We start from the raw sequence: 13,511 nt of genomic DNA on the forward strand, positions 1-13,511 counted from the left end.
ACGGCCTTGCTCTCACTGCAGGCGCGCCATCTCCCCCTCGACGCGACGCATGATCCCCGGCGCAAAGAGGGCGCCGCTGTCGGCATGGCGCTGCGCGAAGTCCACTAACTCCTGCGCCGCCACGATCGCGTCGTCAGCTAGCTTGGCTATCTTCATTGCCTGATGCAGCGAGTCCTGCCAGCGCCCCAGCAGCAGGAGCAGTTGCGCCGACACCTGGGCCTGGGCGACAGCCTCGCGGTGGCGGGGCTCGGCGGATGCCGCGAGGGCCACGGCCCGCCCCAGGCAGTCCAGCGCCGGGCGCAGGAGCTGGTGCGTGGCGCGGCGGGTGTAGCCGAGGTCATAGTGGTGCACACACCCGCCGCCCTGGCCGAAGCGTTCCTCCAGGCTGGTCCAGAAGGCCATCATCTCCCCGGCCGCCGGGCCGTAGAGGTCGGAGAAGTGCCCGTCCAGGGCCGCCTGGACATCGGCGTCCGCGTCCCACGACAGCTCGCCGATCAGGTGGGCATGTTGCCCGTATGGCCCCCACTCGGCGGGGCGGTACTCCAGCACGTAGCCCTCGACGCCGAGGTCCCGGTAGAAGCGGAAGTCTTCGGGCAGCAGCCGGTACAGCGGGTAGGGCACCGAGACCATGTCTATGAGCATCAGGTACTCGAACAAGAGTAGTTGCCCCGGCACCAGCGGGCGCCACTGCCGCAGCATCTCGGCGTACTGGACGTTGGGGCGGCGACAATCGGGGGCTCCCCCCAGGGGGTGCCGGAAGCAGCGCTGGAAGGGCGCGAAGTACACCTTCACCTGCGGCAGCACCTCCACCTGGCGCGGCGGCTCGACGTAGTTGACGTAGAACAGGGCGCTGAGGAACCCGTCGGGGTGGTCCTGCGCTACGAGTTCAGCCACCTGGTTGACGAACTGCAGGTAGGTGTCCGTGCGGCGCGGGTAGCCGGGCCACAGCCGCGACGGCTCCTGCGGCTCGAGGGCCAGGCAGCGCTCGCACTCGCACCACCCGTAGCCGTCGTTGGGCCACAGGCCCACGGTGTCAATCTCCGGGTGGGCGCTCATCAGGCGGCTGATGCGCTCGGCCACCAGCGCCACGACCTCCGGGCTGGAGGTGCAGAGCTGGCCGCGCGGGCTGCGCTCGCCCTGGATCAGGGCGAAGTACTCCGGGTGGGTGTCGAACAACTCGGAGGGGGGCATGAAGTACTTGCAGCTATGGTGCCCCAGCTCGATCTTCAGCCCGCGCGCGACGACCTCGCGCTGCAGCACCTGCTCGTACGCCTCAAAGGCGCCCTCGGCATTGGCGAAGATCATGAAGCGGTTGAAGCGCTGCTTGGCCATCCAGTCGCACATGGCGACGGTGAGGCGATCGATGTCGGGGTAGTTGGTGAAGGCGCGCTGGGCGAAGTCGGGCCGGAAGCGCCGCTGCTCGCAGGGCACGCTGAGCGTCTCACGGCGGGGGATGATCTCCCCGTCCTCGAACTCCGCCAGCCAGCGGCAGCCGCAGTGCTCCTCCAGGAAGTGGTAGACGGCGTGCAGCACGCTCAGCGTGTCATGGCCGAAGAGCGTGAGGCCATCCGGACGGATGTCCCAGCCATGCTCCTCGGTGGGCGCGTCGTTGATCTGCAGGCTGACGGCGCGCTCGGGCCCCTCCCCGAGCGGAAAGTGCGCGCCGGTGACGATGGCGAGATACCGCGCTAGCTCATCGGCGGCAAAGGCCAACCGCGCATCGGCGGCGGCGACGGTGAGGTCAGTGGTGCTGTTGTTGGAGACGCAGAGACTCATACGGAAACCCACCCCCGGCCCTGCGGGCCGACCCCTCCCCAGGGGGGAGGGGTTACTCGGTCAGACAACGTTGTGGCTACCATGTCGGTCACGTAGGCACTCGCCGCCTTCAGCAGCCGCACGCACCCACCAGCCCTCGGGCAATCCCACCAACCGTCGCACCAGGAACCCCTCCCCCGTGGGGAGGGGTCGGCCCGCAGGGCCGGGGGTGGGTGCCGTTAGGCCAGCGTACCGTGCAACTCCTGCGCCAGCACCTCCGCCATCCGGTCCGCCAACTGCCCGATCTGCGTCTCGTCCTCGCCCTCGATCATGATGCGGGCCAGGGGCTCAGTGCCCGAGTAGCGCAGGATGATGCGTCCGCGGTCGCCCAACGTCTCCTCGACCTCGCCGAGGGCCTGGATGATGGCCGGGCAGTCCTCCAGCGGTGGCTTGGAGACCACGCGCAGGTTGCGCACGGCTTGCGGCAGCACCGTCAGCACCTGCGCCATCTGCGACAGGGGGCGGCCGTCATCGAGCATGGCCGCCAGCATGTGCAGGGCCGTGATGACGCCGTCGCCGGTATGGGCGAACTCGCTGAAGATCACGTGGCCGGCCTGCTCACCCCCCAGGGCCGCGCCCACCTCGCGCATCTTCTCCCACACGAAGCGGTCGCCGACGGGGCTACGCACCACGCGAATGCCGTGAGGCTGCAGCGACAGGTCCAGGCCCTTGTTCCCCAGCACGGTCGTGACGATCACATCGTCGGTGAGCCGCCCGAGCTGCTGCAGATACAGGCCGCAGATGGCCAGGATGTAGTCGCCGTCGAGCACGGTGCCGCGCTCGTCCACAAAGAGCGTGCGGTCGCCGTCGCCATCGTGGGCGAGGCCCACGTCGGCCAGGTGGGTCTTGACCGCCAGTTGCAGCGGCGCCAGGTGCGTTGAGCCGCACCCCTCGTTGATGTTCAGCCCGTCGGGCGTGCAATTGATGGCGAAGACCTGAGCCCCGTATTCCTCCAGCAGCTGCGGGGTGATCTCGGACTGCGCGCCGTTCGCGCCGTCCACGACGATGGTCAGGCCGGAGAGGTCGAAGCCGGGCGGGGCGGCCTGGCGCACATGGGCCAGGTAGCGCTCCACCACATTGGTGCGCTCGACGACGCGGCCGATCGCGGCGCCGGTGGGGTGCAGGTCCTGGTGGCTGCGTTCGGCGTAGGCATGCTCGATCTCGCGCTCCAGCTCATCATCAATCTTCGTGCCGTCACGGTTGAAGAACTTGATGCCATTGTCGGCCACGGGGTTGTGTGAGGCGGAGATCATGACCCCCAGTTGCGCCGACAGCACGCCGGTGAGGTGCGAGATCGCCGGCGTCGGCACGATGCCCGCCCGGCAGACGGAGGTGCCCACGGCACACAGGCCGGCGACGAGTGCACATTCGAGCATGTCGCCCGACAGCCGGCCGTCGCGACCAATCAGCACCGTGTCGGCGCCGTAGCGCTGGAAGACATAGCCCGCCGCGCGGCCCAACTCGTACGCGACCTCGGGGGTCATCGGGGGCTCGTTCGCCCTGCCGCGCACACCGTCCGTGCCAAAAAGGCGCTGCATGTCCATCACCCTCCCCGGTTACCTGTCTGTTGCAGTAGGGCCGGCGGCTCGCCGGACTGCGCGCGGGCGAGACCGCCCGCGCTACTGGAGGTGAGGGAGGCGCGGGGGATCGTGGGGCCCCGTCCGCCTTCGCGCTGCGCGCTCCGGCCAACACCCCACGACTCCACCGTCTCCCGTCTCCCAACTCCCAACTCCTACCCCCCGAACGTCTCGGCATTCGCCTCCGCCCACAGGCCGTCGGCGCCTAGTTCGAGGAAGATCATCACGGCGCTCAGGTAGTCGTCAATGATCTCCCACTCGGTCGGCAGGGGCATGAAGCTGGCGCTGCCCAGGTAGCCCTGCCGGCCCTCGAAGCTCATCCACCCCAGCTTCGCCTGCCGGTGGAAGAGGATGGAGTTGAAGAAGTAGCCGGGAGGCTCCGGCGGGTCGCCATCACCATAGAGGGGGCTCAGTTGCCGGCCTTTGTGGGCGAAGAGTCGCTCGGCGCGGGCGTGCCATTCGCGCAGGATGGGCCAGTAGGGCGCCGGGTGGCTGCGGGCCTGCATGGCGAAGTTGTACCCGCAGGCGTGCAGGTCCAAGATGGCGTCCAGGTCCAGAGGCCGGACGAAATCGAGCAACTGCTGCACCTCGACCGCCTCGCTGAACTCGTCGGACAGGCGGCGGTTGATCGCCCAGCCGGCGGCGTTGAACTGCCCGCCCACGAAGAGCGCGTCCGCCGGATCGAAGTAGTAGCAGGGCTCGTCACTGTCGGCATCGTACGGCACGAGGTCGCCGCTGTGCTGCAGGCCCGAGGCGTAGACTTCGCACGTGTTGACGCCCTGGGCGTAGAAGCTGTCCAGGCACACCGCGCGGCCGTCGGGATTGAGCATCGGCATGATGTACAGGTGCACCTGGTCGAGTACGGACTCCAGGTCCGGGTGCTTCTCACCGGCGAGGTCCTGTCCGGTCTCGAGCAGGTGGATCAGGTTCATGCACGCGGCTACCGTGCCGGGCTCGTGGCCGTGTGTGCCGCCGATGACCAGCAACTTGCGCCGGCCGATGGCCGCCGAGTACTCGACGACGCGCAGCCGCCGCCCCTGCACGGACGCGCCGGCGGTGTGGACGACGCCGCGCGCGACGTTGTGGTCCAGATACGCCTCGACCCGGTCGAGGTTCGCCAGCCAGAAGTCGGGCAGGACAAGCTGCGGTATCTTGATCTGCATGGCGTTCCCGCTCCTCGTGCGCGACCCGCCAATGGCACAGGCCTCGCCTGTCGCCGGCGAACGGTGGCGGTCCTCTTCCCCGCTGGGGGGGGCTTGACCTGTCACAGCGTCTCGCCCAAACGTTACGTGCCTTTGCCACAGAGACCCTTGCGTCCAGGACAGCGAACCGTTAGAATGACCCGTAGAGGCCGGCAGGAGGCGATCTGCAGCCGAGCGGGTGTCTGACACCGGGCCTGGTTTGAGACAACAGCAACAGACAGCGCGTGGTGCGGTTCTGGGCCGGACGACGCGCACATCGCAGCACTACGACACAGGAGGCCGGGTCAGTGAATCCCTCACATGTCCTGAGGATGTGGGCTGTTCTGTTGCTGCTTGCCGTCGTCGTGCCGGCGGCAGCACAGGTTGACCTCTACGCCGTCACCCACCCCTTTGCCTTGCCCACCGCCACAACGACCCGTCTCTTCGGCATGGGCGGCTTCTCCAGCTGTATCCCTGATGTCGGCTTCGCCAACCCGGCCTTTGCCGGGGCGCTGACACGCGACGCCGTCGTCCTGCGCAACCAGGTGACGAGCTTCGAGGGCGACTTGGGCCTCGTCGGCCAGCAGGGCTCGTTCGCCATCCCGCTGGAGGCCAACCGCCAGGGGATGCAGGTCACGGCCTTCCGGCTGCACAGCAATGACGCCGCCTTCGGCGGCTTTGGTGTGCCGGCGACGCTGTCGCTGGACGAGTATGATGTGTCGGTGCACTACGGCCGGCGCCTGGACTCCCATTGGCTGGCGGGCGTGGCCATGTCGCCGGTCTTCCACAACAGCCTGGACGTGACGGCAGACGGGGCTCCCGCGCCGCTGGTGGCCCTGCGGGCGAAGGCCGAGTGGGGCGGCCGAGTGGGCGTCGTGTATGAACTGGGCGACCGCGGCTGGATTGGCGCGGTGTACGACCGCTATGATGAGAAGGTGCGTGCCTCGGGCCTCAGCCTGGGCGGCGCATCGTCCACCACCTTCCACTCCGAGGAGATCGTCACCGGGATCGCCTATCGCCTGACCGACCGCTTCCTGGCCGGCGTGGAATGGCAGCAACTGAGCCACAAGAGCGGGAGCATGGATGACGACGTGGCCGGCCTGCGGCTTGGCTGCGAGGGCCTGCTGGATGACGGCATGTCCTTCCGCATCGGCGACAACATGGGCTCTTTCTCCATCGGTGTGGGCTGGGCCAACGCGGACTGGAGCGTCAACTACGCCTACATTCAGGACTGGAACGACAACCTGTTGCACGACGTATATGGCGGGTCGGAGACGCACAGCTTCGAGGTGACACACTCCTGGTAGGCCGGCCCTGAGGCTGAGGGGCCGGGTAGAGCCTGCCCATAGAGCCAACATGGCAGGCGCGGCGGCGGGGGCCGCGTCAGGTCGCCCGCTGGTCGGCAATCGTCCCGGGGAAGGGTCTTGCAGGTCCATGAACGCCAGCTTGCTTGCGCCGCGGGAGCGCGTCGTCATCACCGGCCTGGGAGTCGTGACGCCGTGCGGCATCGGGATCGGGCCCTTCTGGGAGGGTCTGACCGAGGGGCGGTCCGGCATAGACTGGATACGCGGCTTCGACACCTCGCAGATCTACTGCAAGATCGGCGGCGAGGTGCGGGACTTCGTGGCCTCCGACTACCGGCCGGCCAAGAAGGCAGCGCGCAGCGGTCGCTTCTCCAACCTCGCGGTCGCGGCCGCCAAACTGGCCGTGCGCGACGCAGCCCTGGATCTGGGCCGGATGGATCCCTACCTGATGGGGGCCATCTTCGGAACCACCATGGCCGGACAGGGGAGCATCGGGGATGATGTCTACGCCTCGCTGCACCAGAACGGGATGAGCGCCGAGGGCATTGACATCCTGGCGCCCAGCGAGATGGCGGCCCATGCGGCCACGGCCAATGTCTTCATTGACCTGGGCCTGAAGGGCCCGAACACCACCTCGGGCGTGGGGTGCGTTTCGACGCTGGATGCGATCAACAGCGCGATGGCGCTGCTGCGCGCCGGGCGGGCCAAGATGATGATCGCCGGGGCCAGCGAGGCATGCTTGAGCCAGGTGGGGCTGAGCCTGCTGGCGGCGCAGAAGGTACTCACGCGGCGCAACGACCCGCCCCAGGCCGCCGCATGCCCGTATGACAAGCGGCGCGATGGCCTGGTGCTCAGTGAAGGCAGTGCGGCCATCGTGCTCGAGACGGCTGAGCACGCGATGGATCGCGGCGCGCGCATCTACGCCGAGGTGATCGGCTATGCCGCCACGACCGAGGCCCACAATCTGCTGCTGGCCAAGCCTGATGGCGAGGAACTGGCCCGGGCCTTTCGGCAGGCGCTGCTGCAGGCCAAGATCTCCCATGACGAGATCGACTACATCTGCGCGCACGGCATCTCGAACCGCCAGTACGATGTGGCCGAGACGAACGCAGTGAAGGCCGTGATGGGCGAGCGCGCCTATCATGTGCCCATGAGCTCGATCAAGTCCATGACGGGGCAACCGTTTGCCGCCGGGGGCGGCTGGCAGGTGGCCGCGGCGTGTCTGGCCATGGAGGCGGGCCTGATTCCGCCGACGATTAACCTGCACGAGCCCGACCCGGAGTGTGACCTGGACTACGTGCCTCACGAAGCGCGCCGCGCGCGCATCGAGACGATCATGCTCAACTCGCATAGCGTCGGCGGCACCCATGCCTGTCTGCTGATCCGCCGCTTCGCCTAACCCGGGCCGCAGCACGGTCACGTGCGGGGGACTGCGGAGAGGCGACCTTATCATGCCGGACCTGGATGCTCTTGTGCTGATCGCAAGCTCGTTGGCCAGCGCCGTCCTCGCGGTGGCGGTCTACAGCCGCGCACCCGATCGCGTGTGGAACCGGCTGTTCGCCGTGCACGCCGGAGCGGTCACCTTCTGGATCCTGTTCAACTACCTGCTGCAGCAGGCCGACACGGTCGCGGAGGCCGACCTGTGGCTGCGCCTCACCCACCCGGCCGTGGCGCTGGTCATCTGCACCTGTCTGGACCTGTTCTGGGTCTTCCCCGAACAGACGCACCCCGCGCCGATCCGCCAGCGGGTCGGCCTGTACAGCGTCGGCGTCCTGATGGGCCTGGTGGGCCTGGCGCCCAACCTGTACCGCAGCCTGAGCATCAGCGCCGACACGGTGTTGGTCGAATACGGCTGGCCGTTCTGGACCTTCGGCATGTTCACCGCCGGTACGCTGGGGTACGCGGACTACGTGCTGATCCGCAAGATGCCGCGGCTGACCGGCCTGCAACGCGCGCAGGTCAAGTACGTACTCACCGGCATGATCATGAGCCAGTTCGTGCCGCTGGTAACGATGATCATGTTGCCGCTGATCTGGCACAACACCTTCTACAGCCGCTGGGGCTCGGCGGCGTATATCTTCCTGATCGGCTTCGTGGCCTACGCCATCGCCAAGCATGGCATCGTCCGGCCCATCGTGGCCCTGACGAGGGTGAGCGCGTACCTCTTGACCGCGCTGGCGATGGCCCTCCTGGTGGGTCTGTGGGTGTGGCTGGTGGAACCCCACATCGCCGCCAATGGTCATCGCTATGCGTGCCAGATGGCTGGCGGCATTGCCATGGGCCTGGTCGGCGTCCCGCTGTACCTGATGCTGCGGCGGCGACTGGAGCGAGCGCTGCCCGGCGCCCAGATGGCCCAGAGCGCGGGTCAGGCTTCGGAGGCCATCCTGCGGACGCTCGAGAGCCAGAAGCTCCCGGGGTCGTTGGCCCGGCTCATCTTGGAGCTGCTGCAGGCGACGCACGTCAGTGTCTTCATCCGCGACCCGGCGGGCCTGTGCCGCCTGATGGCGCGCGAGGTCGCGCCCGGCGCCCGGGAGCCGTTGGAGACGCCGCAGGTGCTCTCCATGCGGTCGCCCGTGGTGGCGCTGGTGCGGCTCAGCCGCAGCCTGCTGGTGCGCGCCCAGGTGCGACGGTTCTCATCGGTGGGGCAGGCGGACCTGATCCTCCCGGAGCTCCGCGAGTTCGACGCGGAAGTCGTGGCGCCGATCCTGTGGGAAGATCAGCTGATGGGCCTGGTGGTGATCGGCGAGCGCCTGGCGGGCGACATGTACGGCCCGGAGGAGCTGCAGGCGCTCCGGGATCTGCTGCCCCAGGTCTCGCTGGCCGTGCGCAACGCCCAGCTGTTCGACGATGTCGTGCAGATGAAGCGATACTATGAGAACGTTGTCAAACAGATGCAGAGCGGCGTGATCGCGGCCAACGCGGACCGGACGATCTCGATGTTCAACCCGGCCGCCGAGCAGATGCTGGGGCTGTCGGCTGACGCGGTGATCGGCCAGCCGTTGGACGTGCTGCCCGATCCGATTGCCACGCGCCTGGCGCGGGCCCTGTCAGGCGTGCCGGTCCGCTCTGAGGAGCGGCTGGAGGTGGAGGCCGCCGGGGGCGGGAAGATACCAGTAGCCTGTAACACCTCGCGTTGGCGCGGTTCGCCGCTGGTGGAGGAGGGGGCCATCGCGGTCCTCAGCGACCTGACGCTGGTCGAGGAGCTCGAGCGCGAGCGACGCGATGCGGAGCATCTCAGCACGATCCGGCTGCTCTCGGCGGGCATGGCCCACGAGTTGCGCAACCCGCTGGTGGCCATCCGCACTTTCGCCGAGCTGCTGCCGACCCGCTGGGAGGACGCCGAGTTCCGCATGGACTTCCTGGCGATGGCCCAGGACGAGATTGACCGCATTGACCGCCTGCTGGGCAACATGCTGATGCTGTCGAAGCCCGCGGACGCCGTCGTCGAGGCGACCGACGTGGACGTGGTCTGCGAGGGCGTGGTGCGGGCGATGACACCCAGCGCCGAGGCCAAGCACGTGCGGCTGATCGCGGATCTGCAGGTGGGGGCGCAACGTCCCTTCTTCGGCGATCGCAGCCGCCTGCACCAGGCGCTCATCAATCTGGTCAAGAACGCTGTGGAGGCCGAGGCCGAGGGCGGCACCGTGCGGGTTATGACGCGCGAGACCCGGGCGTTCGGGGGCGTGCCGGTGCTGGCGATCACCGTCCACAACGACCATAGCCACATTCCGGAGGATCAGATCGACCTGATCTTCCGGCCGTTCTATACGCGCCGCACTGGCGGCACGGGGCTGGGTCTGCCGGTGTGTCAGACGATTATTGAGGAGCACCACGGCACGATCCGGGTAGTTTCACCGCTCGGAGCAGGTACGAGTTTCATCGTCGAGCTACCGTTGGATTCGGTCACCGGGGAGACCGCGCATGATCGTAGCGTTCGCCATTGATCTGAGTCGGGATTGGTTCGAGCGGGTCCGCGACCGACTGGCGGATCGCGCCATGCTTGTGCCTGTGCCGGCAGGCGGAGCCCAGCAGGCGGTGCACCGTCTGCCTGCCTCGCTGGTCATCATGAATGCCGAGCCGCTGACCACGGCCAAGCTCGTGGACTACCGCGCACTGTGTGAGATGCGAGCGCCGGTGACGGTCTGTATCGGCCCCGCCGACGTGCGCGAACAGGTCCGCAACGACGGCCTCTTTGTGCCGGATTACTGGCTGGCGCCGGAGGCGACGCTGACGGAGGCGCAGGAGAGCCTGGACCTGGCCCTGGAGAAGGCACGACTGCGTGAAGCCCAGGCCGCGGCACCGCTGGCTCTCACGCCCCAGTTGCCCGAGACTGCGCCGGCCGGCCTCGCGTCGGCTGACCGGGGGCTACGGAACCTCCTGGCCGCCATGGCGGGCAACCCCGATGTGGATCGGCTGTTGACGGCCTATGTGGAATCGGCGCAGCAGATGGCGTACTGCGCCAGCTACTGCCTGCTGTGGGAGGACCCGGCGCGCGGTGTGCTGACGGTGCGTGGCTCGCAGGGCTTGCCGCCGGAACTGGCCGAGCACGGCCGTCTGGCGCCCGATGACGCCATCGTCCGCTGGTACGGTCGCAACTGCCGCGCCCTCACGCGCCAGGAGCTGAGCCGCTGGACGGACGCCCAGGAGGCCGCCGCACTCGGCCAGGAACTGGGCATCTTCCGGGGCGAGGTCGCGATTCCGCTCCTGCCCGGCGGCCGGCTACAAGGGCTGCTCATGCTGGGCGAGAAGGTGATCGGTGAGTCCTACACGCCCGCCGAGCTCGAGGCGTTGTTTGCGCTGACCGGCTACGTGATCCTGCGCCTGGAGAACCTGCAACTGCAGGAGCGGATGCGGCACACTCAGGCCTACATGGAACGCAGCCTGACGAGCATGCGCTGTGGGCTGATCACCCTGGGGCACGACGGGCGCATTGCGGTCTGCAACCCCTACGCCGCCCGGCTGCTGGGCTGCACGCAGGCGGAGCTGGAGGGGGCCGACCTGCGGGCCTTGCCCTCACCCATCGGCGATCTGCTGTATGCGGCCTGCCAGTCACCCGAAGCCGCGGTGGTCGGCGAACACGTCGCGTTGGCCCGTCGCCAGCAGCACCTGCGCCTGACCACCTCCACGCTCTTCGGTGATGATGGGCGGCAGATGGGAGCCGTGGTGCTGCTCGAGGACATGAGCGGCGCGGTGGAGGACGCCGCGGCCGCGGCCCGGCAGGAGACTGTGCACGCGCTGACGCGCATCATCGGCCGCCTTGCCCACGAAGTGCGCACGCCACTGACGGCCATCAAGACCTATGCCGAACTCATGTCCGAGCCGGATGACTTCCAGGAGTTGGCGCGCTTCTGGCGCGATACGGTCAACCCCGAGCTGGAGCGGCTGGACCGCCTGATCACCGAGCAGGTGCGCCTGGTCGAGCAGCCGTCGCCGGAGTTCCAGCTCGTGCAGCTAGAGAAGATCGTCGAGGAGGCGGTGGCCCGGGCTGCACAGCAGCACGAGGCTGCGCCACCGGCGCTCAAGGTCGTGCCGCCGCTGCCACAGGTCGTGGCTGACCCCGGACCGACGCTGGACGCCTTCAGCTACCTGATGCGCTATCTCTACGACCACGGCACCAGTGGTGTCGGGGTGGTTGTCGAGCAGCAGCGCAAGGGCCCGGTGCCCCGGGTGCGGGTGCGGATGCGCGTGCGCGCCAACGGGGTGCGCGAGGACCCGGCCGACATCCTCGACCCGCTGGCCGTGCTGCAACTGGAGCAGGGCGACCTGGGTCCGGCCATCGGCAAGCAACTGGTGGACCGCCAGGGCGGCAGCGTCGAGGCGGCGCATGGCGAAGACTACTTCGAGTTCCGGGTGAGCTTCCCGGTGACGGTGGCGCAGCAGCAAGACCCCGCGAGAGGCGGCGATGATGTCCAAGCCCCTGGTGCTGATCATAGATGATGAGGCCGGCCCGCGCGAATCGATGCGGATGATCCTCAAGAACCGCTACGACGTGCTCCTGGCTGATGGCGCCGAGGCCGGGCTGGCTCTGGCGCGTGATCGCAAGCCGGATGTCGTCTTCTGCGATATCCGCATGCCCGAGATCGAGGGCCCCGAGGTCCTGCGCCGCCTCAAGGTGATTGACCCGGAGGTACAGGTCGCACTCATCACGGCCTATGCGGCGGTGGACACCGCGCAGCAGGCCGTCCGCCACGGCGCCATTGACTACATCACCAAGCCCTTCTCGGTGCAGGAGATCCTGCAGGTGGCCGAGCGCGGGATGGAGCGGCGGCGCGAAGCTGCGCGGCGCGAAGCGCTGCTGCAGCAGTTGCAGCCCGCGGCCCAGGTGCTGTCCGGGCAACTCGGGGCGCTCAGCACCCAACCAGGGCTGCCGGATCAGACGGCGATCTACCAGAACCTCGCCCAGGCCCACAACTCCATCGAGACGCAACTGAGTAAGCTCGCCAAGCTCAACGCCATCGGTGAGGTGGCGGCCGAGGTGGCGCACGACGTGCGCAACTTCCTGACCGCCATCCTGCTGCGCATCGAGATTCTGCTGATGGATCTGAAGGACCCCGGCGAAGTCAACTCCGAGTCCGTGAAGGAGGCGCTGCAGGATATCCTGCGCGCGGCTTCGGACGGAGCCCAGGCCGTGCAGCGCATTTCCTCCATCGCCAAATCCGATCCGTACGAACCTTTTACGCTGCTGAACGTCAATGAGGTAGTCAACGATGTCGTCAACATGGCCTTCGGCCAGTTCCAGGCTCACCAGAACGTTGGCATCGAGGTGCACACCCAGGACGTGCCGATGATCTACGGCAGTCCCACGGCGCTGCGCACCGCGGTGATGAACATCGTCATCAACGCCCGGCAAGCGCTGCCGGACACGGGCGGCCGGGTGACCATGTCCACCGGCGTGGAGGACGACCAGGTCTTCATCCGCGTCCATGACACCGGCCGCGGCATCGCCGCCGACGTCATGCCCTACATCACGGAGCCCTTCTTCACCACCAAGGGCGAGCACGGGTCGGGCCTGGGGCTGAGCGTGGCCCGCAAGGTCGTCTCGTGTCACGATGGCCGCATCGAGTTCGAGAGCGTGCCGGACGCGGGCACCACCGTGACCCTGTGGCTACCCATGGGGAGCGAGACGGAGGGCGCCCCGGTCGCCACGGCCCCCGCAGCCACGCCGCAGGCCGGCGCCGTGGATGTGCCCGATGTCCTCGTGGTGGAGGACGATGTCGAGACGCTGACGTACATGAACTCCTCGCTCACCGCGATGGGCTTTCGGACCGAGGGCGCGCGGGCGGCGGATGAGGCGCTGACCAAGTTCGAGCAGTACCTGCGCGAGCAGGGGCAGGGCCCGTCGGCCCTGATCACCGATCTGCACCTGCCCGGCCTGTTGGGGACAGAGCTGGCGCGGCGCGTCAAGAGGATGGCCCCCGCCACCCGGATCGTGCTCATCAGTGGCTACATCACCGAGGAGTCAACACAGATCACCTGCCCCTATGTGGATGCCATCATCAAGAAGCCCTTCCGCTTCCCTGATCTCGTACAGCATCTGAGGCAGGACCGGCCCGCCTGATCCTCCCTGTTCCCCGATGGCATTTGCTCGTTGACAGCGCCAGTAACGCTGTGTACAATACCGGGTGCTGTATAAG

The 13,511-nt window shown here is 68.0% G+C and carries 8 protein-coding genes; 5 read left to right on the top strand and 3 right to left on the bottom strand.

Features of this window, described 5'->3' with window-relative positions; genetic code table 11:
- Positions 1–12: 12 nt before the first annotated feature.
- From LLH23_10765 to LLH23_10775, 3 genes are all read right to left on the bottom strand, one after another.
- The gene (locus LLH23_10765) at positions 13–1,776 is read right to left on the bottom strand and encodes a DUF4838 domain-containing protein (GenBank protein ID MCE5238961.1); all 1,764 of its coding nucleotides are present in this window, start codon (positions 1,774–1,776) and stop codon (positions 13–15) included.
- Between the two features lie 218 nt (positions 1,777–1,994).
- Positions 1,995–3,353: a phosphoglucosamine mutase gene (glmM, locus tag LLH23_10770; GenBank protein ID MCE5238962.1), complete on the bottom strand. Its 1,359-nt coding sequence runs from the start codon at positions 3,351–3,353 to the stop codon at positions 1,995–1,997.
- 194 nt (positions 3,354–3,547) lie between these two features.
- The gene (locus LLH23_10775) at positions 3,548–4,555 is read right to left on the bottom strand and encodes a hypothetical protein (GenBank protein MCE5238963.1); all 1,008 of its coding nucleotides are present in this window, start codon (positions 4,553–4,555) and stop codon (positions 3,548–3,550) included.
- 326 nt (positions 4,556–4,881) lie between these two features.
- On the opposite strand from LLH23_10775, the gene LLH23_10780 reads away from it, so the two are divergent.
- From LLH23_10780 to LLH23_10800, 5 genes are all read left to right on the top strand, one after another.
- Positions 4,882–5,880 carry a hypothetical protein gene (locus tag LLH23_10780; GenBank protein ID MCE5238964.1) on the top strand — a complete coding sequence of 333 codons (999 nt, stop codon included), beginning with the start codon at positions 4,882–4,884 and terminating at the stop codon, positions 5,878–5,880.
- A 127-nt stretch (positions 5,881–6,007) separates the two neighbouring features.
- Positions 6,008–7,276: a beta-ketoacyl-[acyl-carrier-protein] synthase family protein gene (locus LLH23_10785; GenBank protein ID MCE5238965.1), complete on the top strand. Its 1,269-nt coding sequence runs from the start codon at positions 6,008–6,010 to the stop codon at positions 7,274–7,276.
- 52 nt (positions 7,277–7,328) lie between these two features.
- On the top strand, positions 7,329–9,821 hold the full coding sequence (locus LLH23_10790; protein ID MCE5238966.1) for a PAS domain-containing protein: 2,493 nt from the start codon (positions 7,329–7,331) through the stop codon (positions 9,819–9,821).
- Positions 9,799–11,814, top strand: coding sequence for a PAS domain-containing protein (locus tag LLH23_10795; GenBank protein ID MCE5238967.1), 2,016 nt, complete (start codon positions 9,799–9,801; stop codon positions 11,812–11,814). Before LLH23_10790 ends, LLH23_10795 begins: the two co-directional genes overlap by 23 nt.
- Positions 11,780–13,435: a response regulator gene (locus tag LLH23_10800; protein ID MCE5238968.1), complete on the top strand. Its 1,656-nt coding sequence runs from the start codon at positions 11,780–11,782 to the stop codon at positions 13,433–13,435. The genes LLH23_10795 and LLH23_10800 overlap by 35 nt, the downstream gene beginning before the upstream one ends.
- Positions 13,436–13,511: the final 76 nt, after the last annotated feature.

The sequence above is a fragment of the bacterium genome (assembly GCA_021372615.1).
Lineage (GTDB): Bacteria > Armatimonadota > Zipacnadia > Zipacnadales > UBA11051 > JAJFUB01.

Bases quoted from the DNA above. Each gene is read 5' to 3' on its own strand.
- LLH23_10775 (MCE5238963.1), bottom strand. From the start codon at position 4,555: ATGCAGATCAAGATACCGCAGCTTGTCCTGCCCGACTTCTGGCTGGCG.
- LLH23_10785 (MCE5238965.1), top strand. From the start codon at position 6,008: ATGAACGCCAGCTTGCTTGCGCCGCGGGAGCGCGTCGTCATCACCGGC.
- glmM (MCE5238962.1), bottom strand. From the start codon at position 3,353: ATGCAGCGCCTTTTTGGCACGGACGGTGTGCGCGGCAGGGCGAACGAG.
- LLH23_10800 (MCE5238968.1), top strand. From the start codon at position 11,780: ATGATGTCCAAGCCCCTGGTGCTGATCATAGATGATGAGGCCGGCCCG.
- LLH23_10765 (MCE5238961.1), bottom strand. From the start codon at position 1,776: ATGAGTCTCTGCGTCTCCAACAACAGCACCACTGACCTCACCGTCGCC.
- LLH23_10790 (MCE5238966.1), top strand. From the start codon at position 7,329: ATGCCGGACCTGGATGCTCTTGTGCTGATCGCAAGCTCGTTGGCCAGC.
- LLH23_10795 (MCE5238967.1), top strand. From the start codon at position 9,799: ATGATCGTAGCGTTCGCCATTGATCTGAGTCGGGATTGGTTCGAGCGG.